Annotated in this window: 24 protein-coding genes; 12 read left to right on the forward strand and 12 right to left on the reverse strand. The window is 65.1% G+C overall.

From position 1 onward, the window contains the following. The first annotated feature begins 5 nt into the window (after nucleotides 1-5). Nucleotides 6-956, forward strand: coding sequence for a 2-hydroxyacid dehydrogenase (locus ACT6QU_RS06125; RefSeq protein ID WP_444563397.1), 951 nt, complete (start codon nucleotides 6-8; stop codon nucleotides 954-956). A gap of 158 nt (nucleotides 957-1114) precedes the next feature. Here the strand turns inward: ACT6QU_RS06125 and ACT6QU_RS06130 are convergent, their stop codons facing one another. Both ACT6QU_RS06130 and ACT6QU_RS06135 read right to left on the reverse strand, forming a co-directional pair. Next, nucleotides 1115-1972 carry a C40 family peptidase gene (locus tag ACT6QU_RS06130; RefSeq protein WP_444563396.1) on the reverse strand — a complete coding sequence of 286 codons (858 nt, stop codon included), beginning with the start codon at nucleotides 1970-1972 and terminating at the stop codon, nucleotides 1115-1117. Further along, nucleotides 1969-3345: a leucyl aminopeptidase family protein gene (locus tag ACT6QU_RS06135; protein ID WP_444563395.1), complete on the reverse strand. Its 1377-nt coding sequence runs from the start codon at nucleotides 3343-3345 to the stop codon at nucleotides 1969-1971. Before ACT6QU_RS06135 ends, ACT6QU_RS06130 begins: the two co-directional genes overlap by 4 nt. 131 nt (nucleotides 3346-3476) lie before the next feature. Between ACT6QU_RS06135 and ACT6QU_RS06140 the strand changes: the two genes are divergently transcribed. Continuing rightward, on the forward strand, nucleotides 3477-4262 hold the full coding sequence (locus tag ACT6QU_RS06140) for a tetratricopeptide repeat protein (protein ID WP_444836568.1): 786 nt from the start codon (nucleotides 3477-3479) through the stop codon (nucleotides 4260-4262). Between the two features lie 299 nt (nucleotides 4263-4561). On the opposite strand, the gene ACT6QU_RS06145 is transcribed toward ACT6QU_RS06140, so the two are convergent. Together ACT6QU_RS06145 and ACT6QU_RS06150 are read right to left on the reverse strand one after the other, a co-directional pair. Then, nucleotides 4562-5617, reverse strand: coding sequence for an Atu2307/SP_0267 family LLM class monooxygenase (locus ACT6QU_RS06145; protein ID WP_444563393.1), 1056 nt, complete (start codon nucleotides 5615-5617; stop codon nucleotides 4562-4564). A 75-nt stretch (nucleotides 5618-5692) separates the two neighbouring features. After that, nucleotides 5693-6928 carry a DNA recombination protein RmuC gene (locus ACT6QU_RS06150; protein ID WP_444563392.1) on the reverse strand — a complete coding sequence of 412 codons (1236 nt, stop codon included), beginning with the start codon at nucleotides 6926-6928 and terminating at the stop codon, nucleotides 5693-5695. 102 nt (nucleotides 6929-7030) lie between these two features. Here ACT6QU_RS06150 and def point away from each other — a divergent pair, with 102 nt between their 5' ends. Genes def through truA form a run of 4 tightly spaced genes read left to right on the forward strand, consistent with a single transcriptional unit; the run spans nucleotide 7031 to nucleotide 9747 of the window. After that, nucleotides 7031-7561 carry a peptide deformylase gene (gene def / locus ACT6QU_RS06155; protein WP_444563391.1) on the forward strand — a complete coding sequence of 177 codons (531 nt, stop codon included), beginning with the start codon at nucleotides 7031-7033 and terminating at the stop codon, nucleotides 7559-7561. Between the two features lie 4 nt (nucleotides 7562-7565). Further along, nucleotides 7566-8498: a methionyl-tRNA formyltransferase gene (gene fmt, locus ACT6QU_RS06160; protein ID WP_444563390.1), complete on the forward strand. Its 933-nt coding sequence runs from the start codon at nucleotides 7566-7568 to the stop codon at nucleotides 8496-8498. Beyond that, nucleotides 8498-9001 (forward strand): GNAT family N-acetyltransferase, encoded by a 504-nt coding sequence (locus tag ACT6QU_RS06165; protein WP_444563434.1) that lies wholly within the window; start codon nucleotides 8498-8500, stop codon nucleotides 8999-9001. The genes fmt and ACT6QU_RS06165 overlap by 1 nt, the downstream gene beginning before the upstream one ends. Next, entirely contained in the window at nucleotides 9001-9747 is a 747-nt protein-coding gene (truA, locus tag ACT6QU_RS06170) for a tRNA pseudouridine(38-40) synthase TruA (RefSeq protein WP_444563389.1), read from the forward strand. Before ACT6QU_RS06165 ends, truA begins: the two co-directional genes overlap by 1 nt. Here truA and ACT6QU_RS06175 read toward each other — a convergent pair. The 4 genes from ACT6QU_RS06175 to dapD are packed head-to-tail and all read right to left on the reverse strand — an operon-like array spanning nucleotide 9738 to nucleotide 12766. Continuing rightward, nucleotides 9738-10331 (reverse strand): transporter, encoded by a 594-nt coding sequence (locus tag ACT6QU_RS06175; RefSeq protein WP_444563388.1) that lies wholly within the window; start codon nucleotides 10329-10331, stop codon nucleotides 9738-9740. The two genes, truA and ACT6QU_RS06175, sit on opposite strands and share 10 nt — an antisense overlap. A gap of 7 nt (nucleotides 10332-10338) precedes the next feature. Beyond that, nucleotides 10339-11526: a succinyl-diaminopimelate desuccinylase gene (gene dapE / locus ACT6QU_RS06180; protein ID WP_444563387.1), complete on the reverse strand. Its 1188-nt coding sequence runs from the start codon at nucleotides 11524-11526 to the stop codon at nucleotides 10339-10341. Nucleotides 11527-11538: 12 nt separating this feature from the next. Next, on the reverse strand, nucleotides 11539-11907 hold the full coding sequence (locus ACT6QU_RS06185; protein WP_024586668.1) for a DUF805 domain-containing protein: 369 nt from the start codon (nucleotides 11905-11907) through the stop codon (nucleotides 11539-11541). A gap of 4 nt (nucleotides 11908-11911) precedes the next feature. Beyond that, a complete protein-coding gene (gene dapD / locus ACT6QU_RS06190; protein WP_444563386.1) occupies nucleotides 11912-12766 on the reverse strand; it encodes a 2,3,4,5-tetrahydropyridine-2,6-dicarboxylate N-succinyltransferase in 855 nt (284 codons plus the stop codon). A gap of 189 nt (nucleotides 12767-12955) precedes the next feature. Between dapD and ACT6QU_RS06195 the strand changes: the two genes are divergently transcribed. The 3 genes from ACT6QU_RS06195 to ACT6QU_RS06205 are packed head-to-tail and all read left to right on the forward strand — an operon-like array spanning nucleotide 12956 to nucleotide 14682. Further along, entirely contained in the window at nucleotides 12956-13807 is an 852-nt protein-coding gene (locus ACT6QU_RS06195; protein WP_444563385.1) for an LOG family protein, read from the forward strand. 21 nt (nucleotides 13808-13828) lie between these two features. Next, nucleotides 13829-14365: a copper chaperone PCu(A)C gene (locus tag ACT6QU_RS06200; protein ID WP_444563384.1), complete on the forward strand. Its 537-nt coding sequence runs from the start codon at nucleotides 13829-13831 to the stop codon at nucleotides 14363-14365. Nucleotides 14366-14415: 50 nt separating this feature from the next. Beyond that, nucleotides 14416-14682, forward strand: coding sequence for a hypothetical protein (locus ACT6QU_RS06205; protein WP_444563383.1), 267 nt, complete (start codon nucleotides 14416-14418; stop codon nucleotides 14680-14682). Here ACT6QU_RS06205 and ACT6QU_RS06210 read toward each other — a convergent pair. After that, on the reverse strand, nucleotides 14679-15383 hold the full coding sequence (locus tag ACT6QU_RS06210) for a pyrimidine 5'-nucleotidase (RefSeq protein WP_444563382.1): 705 nt from the start codon (nucleotides 15381-15383) through the stop codon (nucleotides 14679-14681). The two genes, ACT6QU_RS06205 and ACT6QU_RS06210, sit on opposite strands and share 4 nt — an antisense overlap. Nucleotides 15384-15475: 92 nt before the next feature. On the opposite strand from ACT6QU_RS06210, the gene ACT6QU_RS06215 reads away from it, so the two are divergent. After that, the gene (locus ACT6QU_RS06215; protein ID WP_444563381.1) at nucleotides 15476-16381 is read left to right on the forward strand and encodes an EamA family transporter; all 906 of its coding nucleotides are present in this window, start codon (nucleotides 15476-15478) and stop codon (nucleotides 16379-16381) included. Here the strand turns inward: ACT6QU_RS06215 and ACT6QU_RS06220 are convergent. Genes ACT6QU_RS06220 through argB form a run of 3 tightly spaced genes read right to left on the reverse strand, consistent with a single transcriptional unit; the run spans nucleotide 16378 to nucleotide 17765 of the window. Continuing rightward, nucleotides 16378-16638 (reverse strand): DUF2442 domain-containing protein, encoded by a 261-nt coding sequence (locus tag ACT6QU_RS06220; RefSeq protein WP_444563380.1) that lies wholly within the window; start codon nucleotides 16636-16638, stop codon nucleotides 16378-16380. The two genes, ACT6QU_RS06215 and ACT6QU_RS06220, sit on opposite strands and share 4 nt — an antisense overlap. After that, the gene (locus ACT6QU_RS06225) at nucleotides 16613-16864 is read right to left on the reverse strand and encodes a DUF4160 domain-containing protein (protein WP_444563379.1); all 252 of its coding nucleotides are present in this window, start codon (nucleotides 16862-16864) and stop codon (nucleotides 16613-16615) included. The genes ACT6QU_RS06220 and ACT6QU_RS06225 overlap by 26 nt, the downstream gene beginning before the upstream one ends. A gap of 4 nt (nucleotides 16865-16868) precedes the next feature. Then, nucleotides 16869-17765 (reverse strand): acetylglutamate kinase, encoded by an 897-nt coding sequence (argB, locus tag ACT6QU_RS06230; protein WP_444563378.1) that lies wholly within the window; start codon nucleotides 17763-17765, stop codon nucleotides 16869-16871. A 132-nt stretch (nucleotides 17766-17897) separates the two neighbouring features. Between argB and ACT6QU_RS06235 the strand changes: the two genes are divergently transcribed. Continuing rightward, on the forward strand, nucleotides 17898-18437 hold the full coding sequence (locus tag ACT6QU_RS06235) for a sigma-70 family RNA polymerase sigma factor (RefSeq protein WP_024586658.1): 540 nt from the start codon (nucleotides 17898-17900) through the stop codon (nucleotides 18435-18437). Further along, a complete protein-coding gene (locus ACT6QU_RS06240) occupies nucleotides 18434-19156 on the forward strand; it encodes an anti-sigma factor (protein WP_444563377.1) in 723 nt (240 codons plus the stop codon). Before ACT6QU_RS06235 ends, ACT6QU_RS06240 begins: the two co-directional genes overlap by 4 nt. Nucleotides 19157-19229: the final 73 nt, after the last annotated feature.

A 19229-nucleotide genomic window follows, 5' to 3' on the forward strand; every position in this document is an offset into this window, starting at 1 on the left:
CGACCATGACCGACCAGCGCGCGGGGCGCATTCTTCTGTCCGTCCAAGGGTTCAACCCGAAGAAGTGGCACGAGCTTCTTTCGGCGGAGCGGCAGGTGGTGACCGAGCCGCAGGGCGAGAGCGACCCGTCAATCGACTATGCGGTGGTCTGGAAGCATCAGCCCGGCATTCTCGCCACGCTGCCGAATTTGAAGGCGATCTTCTCGATCGGCGCCGGCGTCGACCACATCTTCGCCGACCCGAAGCTGCCCGACGTGCCGATCGTGCGCGTGGTGGCGGGGAACCTAACCCAGCACATGGTCGACTATGTCGTCTGGCGCGTGCTGGACCACCAGCGCCAGGGCATGTTCTACCGCGCCGAACAGGCGAAGAAGAGCTGGCGCGAGATCGCGCAGCCAGCTTCGCCGGACGTCTCGGTCGGCATTCTGGGCCTCGGCGAGCTCGGGCTGGCGGCAGCGAAGGCCTTGAAGGCAATCGGCTTCGACGTGAAAGGCTGGACGCGGACGGAAAAATCCGTCGATGGGGTCGAAACCTTCAGCGGCGAGGCGGGGCTGACGCCGTTCCTCAACGCGACCGATATCCTCGTGGTGCTATTGCCGCACACGCCGGCGACCGAGGGGATCGTCGACTACGAACTCCTGTCGAAGCTGCGCCGCGACAACGGGCTCGGCGGCGCGTGCCTGATCAATGCCGGTCGCGGCAAGCTGCAGAAGGAGGCGGACATTTTGCGCGCGCTCGACGACGGCACGCTGAAGGAGGCGAGCCTCGACGTCTTCGAGACCGAACCGCTGGCGGCGACGAGCCCGCTCTGGACGCATCCACGCGTCTTCGTCACGCCCCACGCCGCGGCCACATCCGACGCGCGACACCTCGTGCCGCTGATGGTGGAGCAGATGGACCGCTTCGAGCGCGGCGATCCCCTGCAGCATCTGGTGGACCGCAAGGCGGGGTATTAGGCCGGGCGAGCGCCCCCTCCGACCCTTCGGGCCACCTCCCCCGTGAACGGGGGAGGATCTACCTCGAGAAAGGCCGCAACCTCGGCTCTTCCCCTGCGAAGCGGGGGAGGGGGACCATGCGAAGCATGGTGGAGGGGGTGTTTGCGAAGTCGAGAAAGTCAGGGCCGCCGAAACCCCGTCGGACCGCCGTAAAGGTGCCCAATGCGCGATACCGCGTCGGCCAGCGGCTCGCGGGTGACGCGCATCGTGTGGCCGCTGGCATGGATCATGGAAGCGGCGTCGAGCATGATCGCGACATGGCCCTTCCAGAAGACGAGGTCGCCACGTCGCAGGCCGGCGAGGTCGTCGCCGATGTCGAGCGCGATGCCGATGCTCGCCGCCTGCATGTCGGTGTCGCGCAGCACTGATATGCCGGCCATCCGCAACGCAAGCTGCACCAAGCCAGAACAATCGATGCCGAAGCCGGAAACACCGCCCCACAGATAGGGCGTGTGCTCGAAGCGCTCCGCGACCGAGACGTAGTCCGGCTCGAGATGACCGACCGGCCGAAGGTGATCGAAAATCATCGCCTCGCCGGTCTCAAGGAGGGCGTAGCGCGTGCCGCGCGTTTCGGCCTCGCCGACGATGCGCACCGCCGCGCCCATCGAATGCGCCGTGGTCATCGGAAGGCGCAAATCCGCGCCGCGATAGACGAAACTGCGCTGTACGACAACGACATGTGTCGCCTCCTCGACCGTACTCAGCGCCGATGCGGGCGCGTAGCCGACATAGCCGTCGGCGTCAGCCTGCAGCCATGCCCAGCCTTCGCGCTCGTCGAACACGCGGACCGTGGCACCGCAGAGCAGTTGCGTATCGATGCCGCTGTCGGCGCGGGGGGCGGGGCGCAAATCTACGATCGGCGCGGCGATCCGCGCCGGTCGTCCTTCGACGAACTGGCTGACCTCGACCCGGCCGCGCAGGCTTTCCGCTGCAAGATCGGGCCGAAAGGCGTGGAGGCGGCGGTCGAGCGTGGTCATTTTCCGTACCGCGCTTCGAGGACGCGCATCAGCGCGCGGATCGCCTGCGCCTCGCCGCCGACTGGCGCGTGAGGTTTCTCCACCGGGTTCCAGCCGAAGATGTCGAGATGGACCCAGCTTCGTGCGTTTTCGACGAATTTCTGAAGGAATAGGGCCGCCGTGACCGAGCCGGCAAAGCCGTCGGTGGTGACGTTGTTCATGTCGGCAACCCGCGAGGAAAGCTTCTTCGCATAGGGCTTCCAGAGCGGCATCCGCCAGACCGGATCGGCCACCGTATCGCCCGCGCGAGAAAGGTCGGCGGCGAGCGTCTCGTCGTCGGTGAAGAAGGGCGGCAAGTCCGGCCCGAGCGCGACGCGCGCGGCACCGGTCAGCGTCGCCATGTCGATCAGGAGTTCCGGCTTTTCCTCGTCGGCAAGCGCCAACGCATCGGCGAGGATCAGTCGGCCCTCGGCATCCGTGTTGCCGATTTCGACGGTCAGCCCCTTGCGGCTGGTCAGAACGTCGCCTGGCCTAAAGGCGTTGCCGGCGATGGCGTTTTCGACGGCGGGAATGAGGACGCGCAGGCGCAAATCGAGATTGGCGCTCATGATCATCGAGGCGAGCCCAAGCACGTTCGCCGCGCCGCCCATGTCCTTCTTCATCAGGAGCATGCCGCTTGCCGGCTTGATGTCGAGCCCGCCGGTGTCGAAGCAGACCCCCTTGCCGACCAGCGTCACCTTGGGCGCGTCCTTCGGACCCCAGGTGAAGTCGATGAGGCGAGGCGTCTGATCGGAAGCGCGGCCGACCGCGTGGATCATCGGAAAATTCTGCTTCAGGAGCGCGTCGCCCTCGATGACGGAAATCTTCGCCTTGTGTGCCTTGGCGAGCCTGCGCGCGGCCTCCTCGAGATCGGCCGGCCCCATGTCGTTGGTCGGCGTGTTGATGAGATCGCGGGCAAGGATGATGCCGTCGGCCTCGCATGTGACGCGGGCGAGGTCGACACCGGCGGAAAGCTGCAGGCGGATGTCGCGCGGGCTGTCCTTCCAGTAGCGCTCGAAGCGGTATCCGCCGATCACCAGCGCGAGGGTCGCCAGATGGGCGTCGAACGCGCCGGGCGCGAAGACCCATTCGCCGGAGGGCAGGTCGCGGGCGAGGCGGCCGAGCGCCAGCGCCGCCGTCGCGCCTTCCTCGGTGCCGATGCCGACCAGCGCGCCGGCCAGTTCGCCGTCGGCGTCGGGGAAGGCCAGCACCTTGCCAGACTGGCCGGAAAAGCCGCTGGCCTTCGCCCAGGCGCGGGCACGCGCGTCGATCGCGATGCCGTCGAGCCCGTCCTTGGCGACGACATGGATGGGCTTCGCATTGGCGAGCGGCGTTTGCGTGATTTCGATGGGCATGGGGTCTCCTGAAAGGCGGGCGCGAAGCAGATGCGAACCCTTTTAACGCTCCGTTAGGGTTAACGGAATATTGCTCGGGACATTAAGGAGTGCTTCGGCACGAGGGTATGTCGATGCGGAGGTCGATCAACATGAAGGCAAAGGCGAGGACCACGGCGACGATCCTGGCGCTGGCGGCAACGCTCGCGCTGGCGGGTTGCGCCGGCAACAAGCGCATGACGACCGCCTCCGTCGACCGCACGACGACCGGCGCGGTCACGCAGATGACGGCGCCCGAACTGCGCGCGACGGCCGATCAGCTCGGCACCGCCTATACGCGCAACCCGGCCGACATGAACGTCGCCATGCAATACGCTTCGGTGCTGCAGATGGACGGGCGCAACGACCAAGCGCTGGCCGTGATGCGAAAGGCGGCGATCGACCATCCCAAGGAACGTCAGGTGCTCGCGGCCTACGGCAAGGCGCTGGCCGCCGCCGGCGACCTCCAGCCCGCGCTCGACGCCGTCCGCCGTGCGCAGACGCCCGAATATCCCGACTGGAAACTGATGTCGGCCGAAGGCGCGATCCTCGACCAGCTTGGGCAGGCCGGCGAGGCGCGCCGGCTCTATGCCCGCGCCCTTGAAATGCAGCCGAACGACCCGAGCGTGCTTTCGAACCTCGGCATGTCCTATCTTCTGGAAGGCGACCTGAAGCAGGCCGAAGCCCAGCTCCAGAACGCCGTCACCCAGCCCGGCGCCGACAGCCGTGTGCGGCAGAATTTGGCGCTGGTGGTCGGGCTGCAGGGGCGTTTTGCGGATGCCGAAGCAATCGCCAGTCGCGAATTGTCGCCCGAACAGGCCGAGGCCAACGTGGCGTATCTGCGGTCGATGCTCGCGCAGCAGAACGCCTGGAATGATCTGGCGAACGAAGAGGGCTGACCGGCGCCGTTCCTACCGGGACGATGGGCGTCGGCAGCTTCACAATTGTTGTTTTCTTTGAAGGGGACCCCCCACCCTTTATCCCTCCCCACAAGGGGGAGGAAGGGCATCCACGTCGCGCCCCTGCTTTCGGTCGGGTGATAAAATTGACGGAAAGGCTGGACGCTGGCGACTCCCTCCCCCTTGTGGGGAGGGATAAAGGGTGGGGGTCACTTCGGGAAAAAAAGCGACCGCGGCAATCGGGACGATGCGCGTCAATGCGCGAAATGATCTCCAGCCGGTTCGGGCGGGACAGCCCGTCAGGCCGCGGCGATCCGCCTTTTGCCGACTGCCTTCTTCACCTCCGGCGCCACCCGCGTTCCCAAAATCTCGATTGCCTTCAACAGCTTGGCGTGATCCATCACGCCGATCGCCATCTGGATGACGAAGCGGTCGAAGCCGAAGATTTCGTAATGCGCGAGGATCTTGTCGGTCAGTTCCGACGCGTCGCCGATGAACTGGGCGCCGCGTGGGCCGGCAGATGCCTCGAACTGCTGGCGGCTGGCCGGCGGCCAGCCGCGTTCGCGGCCGATCCGGTTCATCACTTCAGCTTGTGCGGGATAGAACGTGTCGACGGCTTCCTTGCGCGTATCCGCCACGAAGCCGTGGACGTTGATCGAGGTCTTCAGCGTCGCCGGATCGCGGCCGAACTTTTCGGCCGCCTCGCGATAGAGCTTGAAGAAGGGCGCGAAGCGCGCCGGCTCGCCGCCAATGATGGCGAGCGCGAGCGGCAGGCCGAGCATGGCCGCGCGCCCCACCGATTGCGGCGTGCCGCCGACGGCGAGCCAGATGGGCAATTTGCCGTTGACCGGCCGCGGGTAGACGCCGCGCTCGCTGACGTGCGGCGTGTGCTTGCCGCCTTCCCATGAAAAGATTTCGCCCTCGTTGAGCTTGATCAGCATTTCGAGCTTTTCGGCGAAGAGCGTGTCGTAATCGCCGAGGTCGTAGCCGAAGAGCGGGAAGGATTCGATGAAGGAGCCACGCCCGGCCATGATCTCTGCACGCCCGTTCGAGATGTTGTCGAGTGTAGCGAACTGCTGGAAGACGCGGATCGGGTCGTCCGACGAGAGCACTGAGACGGCGCTCGACAGCTTGATATTCTTGGTGCGCGGGGCGGCGGCGGCGAGCGCGACGGCGGGAGCGGAGACGGCGTAGTCCGGCCGGTGATGTTCGCCAAGGCCAAAGAGATCGAGCCCGACCTGATCGGCGAGTTCGATTTCCTCGATGAGATTGGCGAAGCGCTGCGCCGGACTGACGATGTTCCCGGTCACCGGGTCGGTGCCGACATCGCCGAATGTGTAGAGGCCGATTTCCATCGTTCATATCCCTTCGATTTGAAGAAGAGGTATGGAACCAGCGGGCGGATTGCCAGTCGCGGGCAGGTGAACAGTCTATTCGTCGTCGACGACCCGCAGGCGCAGCGAGCCGCTGCGCGCTTCTGCCGGCTTCTTGTCTGCTTTCTCGTCGATCTGCGGCGAGTCCAGTTCCAGCGCCTCGATCTTCTCGCCGCGCTTGGTCAGCTTTTCCGTCGAGGTGAGGATCAGGTCGATGTCGCGATTGGCCTGCCCGAAATGGGTCTGAAGCTTGCGCACGCGCTCGTCGAGGCGGCCGAGATCCTCCATCAGGCGGATGACCTCGCCCTGGATCAGATGCGCCTGCTCGCGCATCCGCGCGTCCTTCAGCACCGCCTGGATGACCTGGATGGAGAGCATCAGCAGCGAGGGCGAGACGATGACGATGCGGGCGCGATGGGCTTTTTGCACCAGCGCCTCGAAATTCTCGTGAATCTCGGCGAAGATCGATTCCGACGGCACGAACATGAAGGCCGTGTCCTGCGTCTCGCCATTGATGAGATATTTGTCGGCGATGGCCTTCAGGTGAACTTCCACATCACGGCGGAAATTCTGCGCGGCGTATTTCTGCGCCTCCGAATTTTCGGCCTCGGCAGCCGTGCGAATGGCGTTCCACGATTCCAGCGGAAACTTGGCGTCGATGACGAGGTCGGGCGCGCCGTTCGGCATGCGGATCGTGCAGTCGGGGCGGCTGCCGTTGGAAAGCGTCGCCTGGAATTCGTAGGCGCCGTGCGGCAGGCCGTCGGCGATGATTGCCTCCATGCGCGCCTGCCCGAAGGCGCCGCGGGTCTGCTTGTTGGAAAGGATGTGCTGGAGTTGCACGACTTGGCCGGCGAGCGACTGGATGTTGTTCTGGGCCGTATCGATGACCGCAAGGCGTTCCTGCAGCTTGGCGAGGTTTTCGTGCGTCGACTTCGTCTGCTCGGTGATCGAATGGCCGAGCCGCGAGGTCATACCGTCGAGCCGCTCGCCGATCGCCTTGTTGAGCTCGGCCTGACGCGCGCCGAACACTTCGGCGATCGTGCCCATGCGCCCCTGCATTTCGACTTGTGCACGGGTGATCTCGGCGAGGCGTGCATCGGCTTCGCGCGCCCGCGCGGCGCTCTCCTCCGCCACCTCGGCCTGCACCCGTGCCGCACGCGAAACGGACATGACGAGGAGCGCGACCAGCGCCAGGACGACGGCCGCGCCTGCAATCAGCGCGTGGCCGAGCGTGATCGTGGTCGAGCCGAGCTGGAGAAGGGGGGCGGCGAAAAGCGATTCGGACGGGTTCATCGCGCGACACTAGACGATTCGCGACGTCGCAATAAGACCAAAACGTGAACGTCCACATGCCGGAGCGTTGACGCGCGCGGTTTCACCGATTACCTGACGGCCATGACGATCAAGCCGCTCATCATCCTTCCCGATCCCGTCCTGCGCCAGGTGTCGAAGCCGCTGGAGCGCGTCGACGACGCGACCCGCAAATTCGCCGATGACATGCTCGACACGATGTACGACGCGCCGGGCATCGGGCTCGCCGCGATCCAAATCGGCGAGCCGCTCCGCATGCTGGTCATCGACCTCGCCAAGGAAGGTGAGGACAAGGCCCCGCACGTGTTCATCAATCCGCAGATCGTGGCATCGGGCGACGACATTTCCGTCTACGAGGAAGGTTGCCTGTCGATCCCGGACTACTACGCCGAGGTCGAACGGCCGGAGACGGTGACGGTGACCTATCTCGACCGCGACGGCAAGGCGCAGGAAATGGTGGCCGACGGGCTGATGGCGACGTGCCTCCAGCACGAGATCGACCATTTGAACGGCGTGCTCTTCATCGATCACATCTCCAAGCTCAAGCGCGACATGGTCGTGCGCAAGTTCAAGAAGCTCGCCCGCGAGAAGGCGCCGCAGCGCCTCGTCGGCTGATCCGGTGGCGCTGCGCGTCATCTTCATGGGCACGCCGGAATTTTCGGCGGCGACGTTGAAGGCGATTGTCGAGGCGGGGCACGAGGTCGTGGCCGCCTATTCGCAGCCGCCGCGCCCCGCCGGAAGGCGCGGACTGGAACTGAAGAAATCCCCTGTCCACGATCTCGCGGAAAGCCTCGGCATTGAGGTCCGCACCCCCGTTTCGCTGAAAGGCGAGGCCGAGCAGGCTGCATTCCGTGCGCTGGGCGCGGATGTCGCTGTGGTCGTCGCCTACGGGTTGCTCCTGCCGAAGGCGATTCTCGATGGAACGCGCCTCGGTGCCTATAACGGCCACGCCTCGCTCCTGCCGCGCTGGCGCGGTGCCGCGCCGATCCAGCGCGCGATCATGGCCGGCGATGCCGAGACCGGCATGATGGTCATGAAGATGGACGAAGGCCTCGACACAGGCCCGGTCGCCCTGACCGAGCGTGTCGCGATCGGCGCCGACATGACGGCGGGCGAACTCCACGATAGGCTGCGCGATGTTGGTGCGCGGCTGATGGTCGAGGCGCTGGGCAGGCTGGAGGCCGGCGACCTGCCGACCGTCGCGCAATCAGGCGAGGGCGCGACCTACGCCGCCAAGATTTCCAAGGACGAGACGCGGATCGACTGGTCGAAACCTGCGCCCGAGGTGCATGACCGCATCCGCAGTATCTCGCCATTCCCCGGTGCATGGTGCGAGGCGACTATCGGTGGCAAGCCGGAGCGGTTGAAGCTGCTGCGCTCGACAATGGGCGAGGGTGCGGGCATGCCCGGTACGATCCTCGACGACCGGCTGACGATCGCCTGCGGAGATGGCGCGGTCCGCCTCGTCGAAGTGCAGCGCGCGGGCGGCAGGCCGATGGAGGCTGGGGCCTTCCTGCGCGGCGCGGGATTGAAAAAGGGCGACAGGCTATGATGCGGGGACTGGTGATCCGGCCTTTTGAGTCGCGCGACGCGGAAGACGTGCGCTGGGTTCTGGAAGAAGCGTTCGGCAATCCCGGCGAGGCGGAGCTGGTCGAAGCCCTTCGTGCAGCGGGCGACGACGTGCTCGAACTCGTCGCGACGCACGAGCAGCAGGTCTACGGTCACATCCTGTTCTCGCGGCTCGTCGTCGAATCGAAGAACCGCAGCGCGGATGCCGTGGCGCTCGCGCCGCTGGCGGTGCGGCCCGACAAGCAGCGCACCGGCGTCGGCAAGGCGCTGATCGAGAACGCGCATCATCTGTTGAAGAATGCCGGCGAGGAATTGTCGGTGGTCCTCGGCGACCCGGCCTATTACGGCAAGTTCGGCTACACCCGTCGGCGCGCGGAAAAATTCGAGAGCGACTATCAAGGCGAATATCTGCAGGCGCTCGCCTTCTCGACAGAGGCGCCGACCATGGGGCGGCTCGTGTACGCCGCCGCCTTTTCTGAAATGTGATGGCCCGGTTTCGACTCGACATCGAATATGACGGCCGGCCTTATTCCGGCTGGCAGCGGCAGGCCGATCTGCCCACCGTCCAGCAGGCGATCGAGGACGCGATCTTCCGCTTCACCGCCGAGCGCGTGTCGATCCGCGGGGCGGGGCGCACCGATACCGGCGTTCACGCGACGGGCCAGGTGGCGCATGTCGATCTTGCCGGGAGTTGGACGGCGGACAAGCTGATGGGCGCGCTCAACGCGCATCTTCGGCTCGCCGGCGACCCGGTCGCGGTCTTCGCGGTAGAGGCTGTAGGCGAGGATTTCGATGCCCGCTTTTCGGCCAGCGCCCGGCACTATCTCTTCCGTATTCTCAACCGCCGCGCGCCCGCCGCGCTCGATCTAGGCCGCGCGTGGCACGTTCCGAAGGCGCTCGATGCCGAGGCGATGCACGCAGCCGCACAGACGCTGCTCGGCAGGCACGACTTCACGACATTCCGCTCGGTCCAGTGCCAGGCGAACAGCCCGGTCCGCACCCTGGACCGGCTAGATGTGACGCGCGACGGCGACATCGTCGAAATCCGCGCCTCGGCGCGTTCGTTCCTGCACAATCAGGTCCGCTCGATGGTGGGCACGCTGAAGAAGGCGGGCGAGGGGGCGTGGTCGGTCGCGGATGTTCGCGCGGCGCTCGATGCCGCCGACCGCGCCCGCTGCGGCCAGGTTGCGCCGCCCGACGGGCTGTTTCTCACGCGTGTCGATTACGACTGAACGAGCCCGAACACGCCCTGCAGCGTGAAAAGCACGAAGAGCGACACCAGGAACATCGCGGTGAAGACCCCGGTCGCGAAGGCCGGTCCCTTGTCGAGAACGGCATTGGTCAGCCGCCAGGCAAGGACCATGGTGAAAAAGAACAGGCCGAGCGAAAATGCCGTGACCCCCTCTCCGGCATCCGGCCAGAAGAGCCGGATGAGAGAGGGCGGCAGCATGATCCAGACATAGATCGCCGAGCCCCAGTTGCTGGCGACGACGAAATGGACGAACCGGCTTGCAATGCCGGCCGGCTTTGCAAGGAGTGCGAAGACCGCAAGCGGGATGATCCAGGCGAGCACGTCGATGGTCGCGAGCCTCAGCACGATCGAAAACCGGCTGCCGATGCCGTCGCCCTGGAAGGCGAGTTCGTTGGCGAGGGTCACCCAGCCGACCGTCATCGCCGGCAGCGCGATCACGATGGCGAAGAACGAGGTCCAGAAACCGTCGGCCGAGATGTCGAGGAAGCGCAGCCCGTCCTTCTTGCCGGCCATGAGGCGCGCGGCGCCGGAAAGCGATTGCTGAACGTAGTCGGCCGAAGGCATTTAAGGTCTATCCGAACCAGTCCTCGAGGAAACGCAGATAGATTTGCGTCAGCGTTTCGAGGTCGGCAAGAGCCACGCGCTCGTCAACCATGTGCATGGTTTGGCCCACGAGGCCGAATTCGACGACCGGGCAGAAATCCTTGATGAAGCGCGCGTCCGACGTGCCGCCGGAGGTCGAGAGCGTCGGCGTCAGGCCGGTGACGGCGCTAACCGAGGCAGAGAGCGTGTCGGTGAGCTTGTCGTTGCGGGTGAGGAAGACGGGGCTCGGCCGGTCGCGCCAGATCAGTTCGAAGTCGATGCGTTCGTCCTTGCCCGGCCGCAGCCGCGTGCGGGACGCCGCGCGGTCGAGCCGGTTGTGGATTTCCGCCTGCAGCGTTTCGGGCGTCCAGGTGTCGTTGAAGCGGATGTTGAACGAGGCTTTGGCCTTGGCGGCGATGACGTTGACCGCCGGATTGCCGACATCGACCGTCGTCACTTCGAGGTTGGTCGGCTGGAAGTCGTCGGTGCCCTCGTCGAGTGCGGGGTGCAAAAGTGCGTCGAGAAGCGCCACGATGGAGCGCACCGGATTGTCGGCGAGGTGCGGATAGGCCGCATGGCCCTGCCGTCCGTTGACGATCAGGTCGGCCGAGACCGAACCGCGCCGGCCGATCTTGATCATGTCGCCGAGCGTGTTCGGATTGGTCGGCTCGCCAACGATGGCCGCGTCCCACGCCTCGCCCTTCTTTGCAGCCCAGTCGAGCAGCTTGGTCGTGCCGTTGATGGAGGGGCCTTCCTCGTCGCCAGTGATGAGCAGCGAGACCGAGCCCTTGAGCCCGCCATGCTTTTCGACATAGCGCGCGACGGCGGCGACGAAGCAGGCGATGCCGCCCTTCATGTCGACCGCGCCGCGACCATACATCATGCCGTTCGCGATCTCGGCCGAGAAAGGCGGATGCGTCCACGCCGCCTCGTCGCCGACCGGCACGACGTCGGTATGGCCGGCGAACATCAGATGCGGGCCGTTGCCCGACAGGCGGGCATAGAGATTTTCGACGTCCGGCGTGCCGTCTTCCGAAAAAGTCGGACGCTCGACGGAAAAGCCGACGGGCGCCAGCATCGCCTCGAGCGCCGTGAGCGCACCACCTTCAGCGGGCGTCACCGACGGGCAGCGGATGAGGGCGGCGAGGTTTTCGACGGGATCGGTCGGCTTGGTCAAGCTCGTCTCGCTTTAGCTGGGCGCGTTGGTCGCCGCGCCATACTTGTTCGGACCGCGCTCGCCGGGAATTACGCAAAGCGCGATGAAGGCGATGAAGTTGATCAGCGGGACGAACATCGCGACGGCAAAAAGCCCCGGCCGTCCGATGTCGTGCAGCCGCTTGGCGGCGAGCGCTGCCTGGCACCAGAGCGACACGAAGACGACGACGCCGAGGACGGAGTTCCAGAATTCGAACCCCTGCCCGACCTCTTCGGCGACCGACATGCGATAAAGCACGAAGAAGGTGACGACCGTCATCATCAGGCCACCGAGCAGGAAGGCGACGCGGCTGATGCGTCCCTTGAGGCCGAAGAACAGCCAGAGGATCGGAAACTGGTTCACCGGATCAGGCCCGCAGGAGGTCGTTGATGGAGGTCTTGGAGCGCGTCTTCTCGTCGACCTTCTTGACGATGACAGCGCAATAGAGGCTCGGACCGGGCTCGCCATTGCCCATCGGCTTGCCGGGCAGCGCGCCGGCGACGACGACCGAATAGGGCGGCACTTCGCCATAGGTGATCGACCCGGTCTCACGGTCGACGATCTTTGTCGACTTGCCGATGAAAACGCCCATGCCGAGCACCGATCCCTCGCGCACGATGCAGCCCTCCACGACTTCCGAGCGCGCGCCGATGAAGCAATTGTCCTCGATGATGGTCGGGCCGGCCTGCATGGGTTCGAGCACGCCGCCGATGCCGACGCCGCCCGAAAGATGCACGTTCTTGCCGATCTGCGCGCAGGAGCCGACGGTGGCCCAGGTGTCGACCATCGTGCCTTCGCCGACATAGGCGCCCAGATTGACGAAGGACGGCATCAGGATCGCGCCCGGCGCGATGAAGGCCGAGCGGCGCACGACCGCGTTCGGCACGGCGCGGAAGCCGGCGCGCTGGAAGTCGACCGCGCTCCAGCCATCGAACTTGGAGGGCACCTTGTCCCACCAGACCGAATCGCCCGGCCCGCCCTTGATGACTTCCATGTCGTTAAGCCGGAAGGAGAGCAGCACGGCCTTCTTCAGCCACTGATTGACCATCCACGAGCCGTCCGCCTGACGCACGGCAACGCGCGCCTCGCCTCGGTCGAGCAGGTTGAGCGCGGTCTCGACCGCGTCGCGGATCTCGCCCTTGGTGCCCGTGCCCACTCCGTCACGCTCGTCGAACGCCTTTTCGATGCTTTGTTCGAGCGCGCCGATATCGGGCTTGGTCATCAATTTGCTCCATTGCATAGGTGTGAAGGCCGCTCGCTACTGGGTTATGGGCGGCTCCCGGTCGGCGCGGAAACTAGGCCAAGCGCGGTATCGGCGCAAGCCACGTGCAAGTGCCGCCATTTCATGGTTTGACTGGGTGAAATGGACGGGCGCGAAGCGCTTCGCGCAAGATTGGGGTATTCGGCTTTCATGCAACGGACGAAAAAGAACGACTGGTCGCCTCTGCCGCATTCGGACGAGGATCGCGAGCGCGCCAAGAGCGTGCCTGATACGCCGCAAACGCGCGCACCAACCTACCGGCTGGCCTGGGACGACGAGGAGTTCATGACGCGGCGCGAACTGCGCCCCGTCCGCCTGCAACTCGAACTGTTGAAGCCCGACATGGTGCTGGCGGAGCGCGGCATCGAATCGACCGTGATCCTGTTCGGCGGCGCGCGCATTCCCGAACCGGGCGGCGAGGCATGGGCGGCCAAGAACGTGGTGCAGAAGAAGAACCTCCTGGCCAATGCGAAATATTACGACGAGGCCCGTGAATTCGCCCGCCTCTGCTCGCAGCATTCGGCCAGCTACGGATACCGCGAATTCGTCGTCGTCACCGGCGGCGGGCCCGGCGTCATGGAGGCCGGCAACCGCGGCGCGACCGATGTCGACGCACCCTCGATCGGCCTCAACATCGTCCTCCCGCACGAGCAGGCGCCGAACCCCTACGTGACGCCGGAACTCTGCTTCAACTTCCACTATTTCGCGATCCGCAAGATGCACTTCGTCATGCGCGCCAAGGCCGTGGCCGTATTTCCCGGCGGCTTCGGCACGATGGACGAGTTCTTCGAGACGCTGACGCTGATCCAGACCGGCCGCATGGAACGCGTCCCGGTGATCTGCTTCGGCAAGTCGTTCTGGGAGCGGGCGGTCGATCTCGACTTTCTGGCCGAACAGGGCACGATTTCTCCCGGAGACCAGGATATCATCGATTTCGTCGATACCGCGCAGGAAGCCTGGGACGTGATTGCGCGTTTCTATGAGATCGACGGTGGACAATAGGTCGGAAAGGACCTTCGCATCATGATTCTCGTCCCGCTTCGGCTGATTGCGGCCGCCTGTGTCGCCCTTTTTGCGCTTGCCGCCCCCGCCTTCGCCGCCGACGAGGAGTGCCTGGAGGGGCAGGTCTTCGACGTGGCGGGCTGCGTCGACCTCGACACGGTGATGGCCGACGACCTGCAGCTTTCGGGCGCATGGGTGCGGGCGATGCAGCCCGGCCAGAAGATGGCGGCTGCCTATCTGTCGATCCTCAACCGCGGCGACACGGCCGACCGGCTGATCGGCGCCACCGCGCTCGCCGCACCCCGCGTCGAGATGCACGAGATGGCGATTGAGGAAGGGGTGATGAAGATGCGGCCGGTGGAGGGCGGCATCGAGATCGGTCCGGGTGACAGGGTCGAGTTCAAGCCGGGCGGGCTGCATTTCATGCTGACAGGCATCGACGAAGCGCTGGTCACCGAGGACGAGATCGAGATGACGCTGGAGTTCGAGAAGGCGGGCCGGGTGCTGCTGCAGTTTCCGGTTCGCGAACCGGCGATGATCAAGGCGCACCGCCACTGAGCGGAACAGGCGCGGCGCGAGCGGCGTTTCTCCCCCAAAGGAGAATTGCCATGGGCGGACGCACCAGCACCGACGACGACGTCATTAAGCATCAGCAGGAAAAAGACCTCGGCCACGCTGAACAGCCTGACGAGCATCCGCAGGATTCGCTTCCCGACGAGACCGAGCGCAAGGACGGCGCGTTCGACAAGGACAAGCGGCCCGGCGTGTCGAGTGCCGAGCAACTCGGCAACCTGCCGCCTTCGCGCAGCGCCGGCGCCAATCCGGACGACGCGGTCGACCCCGTCCCGTACCGCACCTTAGACCCGCGTGTTTAGCGCTTCGCCAGGATCGAGGTCAGGAACGACGTCAGATCGTCGGTGACATAATCGACGTCGTCCTCGTGGTCCGGGTCCTGTTCCCAGACTTCCGCGAAGGTCGGCTCGAAATTGTTCGGCACGACGAGCACGGTGGTCATGCCGAGCGCCTTCGGCACGTGGAGATTGCGCGCCAAATCCTCGAACATCGCCGCATTCGACCCCACCACGTCGTGCAGGGCCACGAACGTGTCGTAGGTCGCGCGGGCAGGCTTCGGATTGAGCCCGGCCGCCACGATGTCGAAGATGTCGTCGAAATGGTCGAGAATGCCGAGCCGGCGCGCCGTATTCTCCGCATGCTTGCGGTCGCCATTGGTGAAGATGAACTTGCGGCCCGGCAGCGCCGATATCGCTGCGCCGAGTTCGGGCGAGGCCTCGACCGGCGAATAGTCGATGTCGTGGACCTTCTGCAGGAAATCGTCCGGATCGATGGAATGGCGCTCCATCAGCCCCTTCATCGTCGTCCCGTATTCCTTGTAGAGTTCCTTCTGCATCAGCCGCGCCTCATCCGACGGAAGCGTCAGAAGCTCGCTGATGTAACGCGTCATTCGCACGTCGATCTGCGCGAAGAGGTTCGTGTGGTGCGGATAGAGCGTGTTGTCGAGGTCGAACACCCAGTCCGTGACATGGGCGAAGCGGGCGGGATCGGGAAGATTGGTCATGGTCGTGTTTTGGCGCAGCGTGCGGCCGAGCGCAACGCCCGGCTTGCGCGAACGATCTTTATGCCCTAGCCGCTCTCGCGTCAGGGGGCGACATGGAACTTTGGATTCCCATCACGATCGCGGCCGCGTTCCTGCAGAATCTGCGGTCGGCCGGCCAGAAGCATCTGAAGAGCGTCATGGGAACGACCGGCGCGACTTTCGTGCGCTTCGGCTTCGGCCTGCCCTTCGCGCTTGCCTTCGTTGCCGGACTGCACGGCATCGCCGGCTTCGACCTGCCGTCGCTGAACGCGACCTTCGCAGCGTGGGTCGTGGTCGGCGCCATCGGCCAGATCACCGCGACCTTCCTCTTGATCCACCTGTTCTCGTTTCGCAATTTCGCTGTCGGCACCGCCTATTCGCGGACCGAGCCGGCGCAGGCCGCGCTTTTCGCGCTGATCTTCTTCGGCGAGCGCGTGACGGCGGGAACGCTCGCCGCCATCGCCATCAGCGTCTTTGGCGTGATGCTGATCTCGGTCGCCCACATGCAGATTACCTGGCGCAATCTGGTGACGTCCATGATGGCGCGCAACGCGCTGATCGGCCTTGCCTCGGGCACCGCCTTCGGCATCTCGGCCGTCGCCTACCGTGCCGCGTCGCTTTCGCTCGGCGGCCCGAACTTCATGATGCAGGCAGCGGTGACGCTCGCCGTCGTCATCACCTTCCAGACGGTGATCATGGCAGCGTGGATGCTGTGGAAGGACCGCGCCGAGATCGGCCGCATCAGGCGCGCTTGGAAGCTCTCGCTTTTCACGGGGTTCGTCGGCGCGACGGCGTCTTTCGGCTGGTTCATGGCGATGACGCTGCAGCAGGCCGCCGTCGTCAAGGCGCTGGCGCAGGTCGAAATGCTGTTCACCTTCGCCGCGTCGGTCTTCTTCTTCAAGGAGGCCATCAACCGCATCGAAATCGCCGGCTGCGCACTGATCGTGGCGGGGATCGTGGTGCTGATGCTGGTGGGTTAGGCGGCATGCTCCGAAGAACGATTCGGCGTCTGATCGCCTCGGCCCGCCAGAAGTCCGTCGATGGAAATGTCTTCGTCCAGTTCCTCCCAATGGAGTCCCCGCGTGCTGATCGTCACGCTTTCCAGTTGAGCGCGCGATGCGCGCAACAGGCGCGGGAACCACGCAAGTGGAACGCCGATCGTGCGGCCATCAGAGAGATCGACCCAGAAACTGTCGGCATCGAACTTGACGTTAGTTGCCTTCACCAAAGAACTCATTCCATGACCTCGCAATCTCGGGTCTGCGATTGGCTATGATTTCGACCAGTTCGCGCAATGTCCTGGCATTATAGCCGTCATTGTAGGCAACGCCTACCTCAGGCCAAAGCCAGAACTTTGCATCGATCCCGTCCTTGACGACGTCGATGTGCATCGGTTCGCGCGGGTCGCCTTCATTCGCGTAGAACAGGAACCGAAATCCGCGGTGACGAAAGACGACAGGCATCGGGTTACGGCACGATCAGCGTTCCCGCGCCATGTTCGGTGAAAAGCTCCAGCAGCACCGCATGCGGCGTCTTGCCGTTGAGGATGACGACGCCCTCGACGCCGCGTTCGATCGCCTCGATGCAGGTTTCGACCTTGGGGATCATGCCGCCCGAGATCGTGCCGTCGGCGATGAGCTGGCGGGCCTGGCTGACGGTCAGTTCGTCGATGAGGTTCTTGTTCTTGTCGAGGACGCCCGGAACGTCGGTCAGGAACAGGAGGCGCGAGGCACCCAGCGCGCCGGCGATGGCGCCGGCGAAGGTGTCGGCATTGATGTTGTAGGTGTGACCGTCGCGGCCAGGCGCGACCGGCGCGATGACCGGGATCATCTCGGAGCGGGCGAGAAGGTCCAGCAGCGTGCGATCGACCTCGACCGGCTCGCCGACGAAACCGAGATCGATGGCGCGTTCGATGTTGGAATCGGGGTCCTTCACGGTCTTGCGCGCCTTTTCGGCGAAGACCATGTTGCCATCCTTGCCACAAAGCCCGATCGCCCACTCGCCCTCGGCATTGATGAGCGCGACGATCTCCTTGTTGATCGAGCCGGCGAGGACCATCTCGACGATCTCGACCGTCTTCTGGTCGGTGACGCGCAGGCCGCCTTCGAACTTCGATTCGATGCCCATCTTGGCGAGCATGGCGCCGATCTGCGGCCCACCGCCATGAACGACGATCGGGTTGACGCCTGATTGCTTCAGGAGCGCGATGTCGCGTGCGAAGGCGCGGCCGAGCTCGACGTTGCCCATGGCGTGGCCGCCATATTTGACCACGACCGTCTTGTTCTCGTAGCGCTGCATGTAGGGCAGGGCGGCGGACAGGAGTCGGGCCTGTTCCTCGGCGGTTCCGAGCTGCTCGGGGGTCATGGGCGTCCTCGCACGATATTGGGGCGGGGGCTGTTTAGCTTCATTCGCCGGAACGGGCAAACGCCTTCGCCGCCCAAAAGGAAATGCGATCAGGCGTTGCAAAACCGAAGCTGGCCGCTAGTTTGGTGCCAGATGACCCCGCCCGATATCTCGAAGCTGATCGTCAGGACCTCGATGCGCGACCGCGCAGCGTTCGATTTGCTTTATCGGCAAACGAGCGCGAAACTTTTTGGCGTGTGCCTGCGTGTCTTGAACGATCGGGCCGAAGCCGAGGAAGCGCTGCAGGAAGTCTACGTCAAGATATGGACCAAGGCCGATCGCTTCGCCGTCTCCGACTTGAGTCCGATTTCATGGCTGGTGGCTGTGGCGCGCAATCATTCGATCGACCGGATCAGGGCGCGTCGGATGAAGCAGACCGGGCTCGACGAGGCCGCCGAGATCGCCGACCCCACCCCCGGGCCGGAGGCGCTCGCGGTTGCCGGCGACGAGGGCGCGCGAATCCATCTTTGCCTTGAAGAACTGGACACCGACCGTGCCGCAGCCGTGCGCGGCGCCTATCTTGTCGGTGAGAGCTATGCCGAACTTGCGGAGCGCCATGGCGTGCCGCTGAACACGATGCGAACCTGGCTGCGCCGCAGCCTCATGAAGCTGAAGGACTGTCTGGAAAGATGACGCCGACCGACCCTCACGAACCGGAACTTGGAGGCGACGAAGCGCTCGCCGCCGAGTACGTTCTGGGCGTGCTGCCGGCGTCCGAGCGGCAGGACGTCGCGCGTCGCATCGAGGCCGACATCATGTTCGCGCGTTTGGTCGACGAATGGGAAGCGCGGCTGTCGCCCCTCGGCGATTTCTACGCGCCGGTCGAAGCCCCGGCCTCGCTGAAGCAGGCTCTCGACAGCCGCATCTTCGCGGGCGACGTCGCGCCGGCACCGCGGGCAGGAGCCTCGTGGTGGAACAGTCTCGGCGTCTGGCGGGGGCTGGCCGCCGCTTCAGTGGTCGCCTTGGCGCTGGTCGTCGGCTGGAACCTGCAGCCGCCTGGCGAGGAGGCGCCGTCGCAGCGTTTCGTCGCCTCGCTCGAAAATCCCGAGACGGACGTGCGCTATCTGGCCCTCTACGACGAGACGCATGCGACGATCAGCCTGACCCGCCTCGACGGGGCCGCCGCCGCGGGCCAGGATTTCGAGCTCTGGGTTATCGAAGGCGACGAAGCACCGGCCTCGCTCGGCGTGCTCGCCGATGCCGATCACCTCGAAGTGCGGCCTTCCGACGAGTTGCGCACTAAGTTCGCAGCCGGCGCCATCCTGGCCGTATCGCTCGAGCCGGAGGGCGGCTCGCCGACCGGGCAGCCGACCGGTGCCGTGGTCGCTCTTGGTGATCTTCGCAGCATCTGATCGATTTCGAAGTAGATTGTTGCTTCACGTCATCTTTTGAGAATTGATCCGAATTTATCCCGCTCCGGTCGAC

This window comes from Aliihoeflea sp. (genome assembly GCF_052435475.1).
Taxonomy (GTDB): domain Bacteria; phylum Pseudomonadota; class Alphaproteobacteria; order Rhizobiales; family Rhizobiaceae; genus Aliihoeflea.

Bases quoted from the DNA above. Each gene is read 5' to 3' on its own strand.
- ACT6QU_RS06125 (WP_444563397.1), top strand. From the start codon at position 6: ATGACCGACCAGCGCGCGGGGCGCATTCTTCTGTCCGTCCAAGGGTTC.
- ACT6QU_RS06130 (WP_444563396.1), bottom strand. From the start codon at position 1,972: ATGACCACGCTCGACCGCCGCCTCCACGCCTTTCGGCCCGATCTTGCA.
- ACT6QU_RS06135 (WP_444563395.1), bottom strand. From the start codon at position 3,345: ATGCCCATCGAAATCACGCAAACGCCGCTCGCCAATGCGAAGCCCATC.
- ACT6QU_RS06140 (WP_444836568.1), top strand. From the start codon at position 3,477: ATGAAGGCAAAGGCGAGGACCACGGCGACGATCCTGGCGCTGGCGGCA.
- ACT6QU_RS06145 (WP_444563393.1), bottom strand. From the start codon at position 5,617: ATGGAAATCGGCCTCTACACATTCGGCGATGTCGGCACCGACCCGGTG.
- ACT6QU_RS06150 (WP_444563392.1), bottom strand. From the start codon at position 6,928: ATGAACCCGTCCGAATCGCTTTTCGCCGCCCCCCTTCTCCAGCTCGGC.
- def (WP_444563391.1), top strand. From the start codon at position 7,031: ATGACGATCAAGCCGCTCATCATCCTTCCCGATCCCGTCCTGCGCCAG.
- ACT6QU_RS06165 (WP_444563434.1), top strand. From the start codon at position 8,498: ATGCGGGGACTGGTGATCCGGCCTTTTGAGTCGCGCGACGCGGAAGAC.
- truA (WP_444563389.1), top strand. From the start codon at position 9,001: ATGGCCCGGTTTCGACTCGACATCGAATATGACGGCCGGCCTTATTCC.
- ACT6QU_RS06175 (WP_444563388.1), bottom strand. From the start codon at position 10,331: ATGCCTTCGGCCGACTACGTTCAGCAATCGCTTTCCGGCGCCGCGCGC.
- dapD (WP_444563386.1), bottom strand. From the start codon at position 12,766: ATGACCAAGCCCGATATCGGCGCGCTCGAACAAAGCATCGAAAAGGCG.
- ACT6QU_RS06195 (WP_444563385.1), top strand. From the start codon at position 12,956: ATGCAACGGACGAAAAAGAACGACTGGTCGCCTCTGCCGCATTCGGAC.
- ACT6QU_RS06200 (WP_444563384.1), top strand. From the start codon at position 13,829: ATGATTCTCGTCCCGCTTCGGCTGATTGCGGCCGCCTGTGTCGCCCTT.
- ACT6QU_RS06205 (WP_444563383.1), top strand. From the start codon at position 14,416: ATGGGCGGACGCACCAGCACCGACGACGACGTCATTAAGCATCAGCAG.
- ACT6QU_RS06210 (WP_444563382.1), bottom strand. From the start codon at position 15,383: ATGACCAATCTTCCCGATCCCGCCCGCTTCGCCCATGTCACGGACTGG.
- ACT6QU_RS06215 (WP_444563381.1), top strand. From the start codon at position 15,476: ATGGAACTTTGGATTCCCATCACGATCGCGGCCGCGTTCCTGCAGAAT.
- ACT6QU_RS06220 (WP_444563380.1), bottom strand. From the start codon at position 16,638: ATGAGTTCTTTGGTGAAGGCAACTAACGTCAAGTTCGATGCCGACAGT.
- ACT6QU_RS06225 (WP_444563379.1), bottom strand. From the start codon at position 16,864: ATGCCTGTCGTCTTTCGTCACCGCGGATTTCGGTTCCTGTTCTACGCG.
- argB (WP_444563378.1), bottom strand. From the start codon at position 17,765: ATGACCCCCGAGCAGCTCGGAACCGCCGAGGAACAGGCCCGACTCCTG.
- ACT6QU_RS06235 (WP_024586658.1), top strand. From the start codon at position 17,898: ATGACCCCGCCCGATATCTCGAAGCTGATCGTCAGGACCTCGATGCGC.
- ACT6QU_RS06240 (WP_444563377.1), top strand. From the start codon at position 18,434: ATGACGCCGACCGACCCTCACGAACCGGAACTTGGAGGCGACGAAGCG.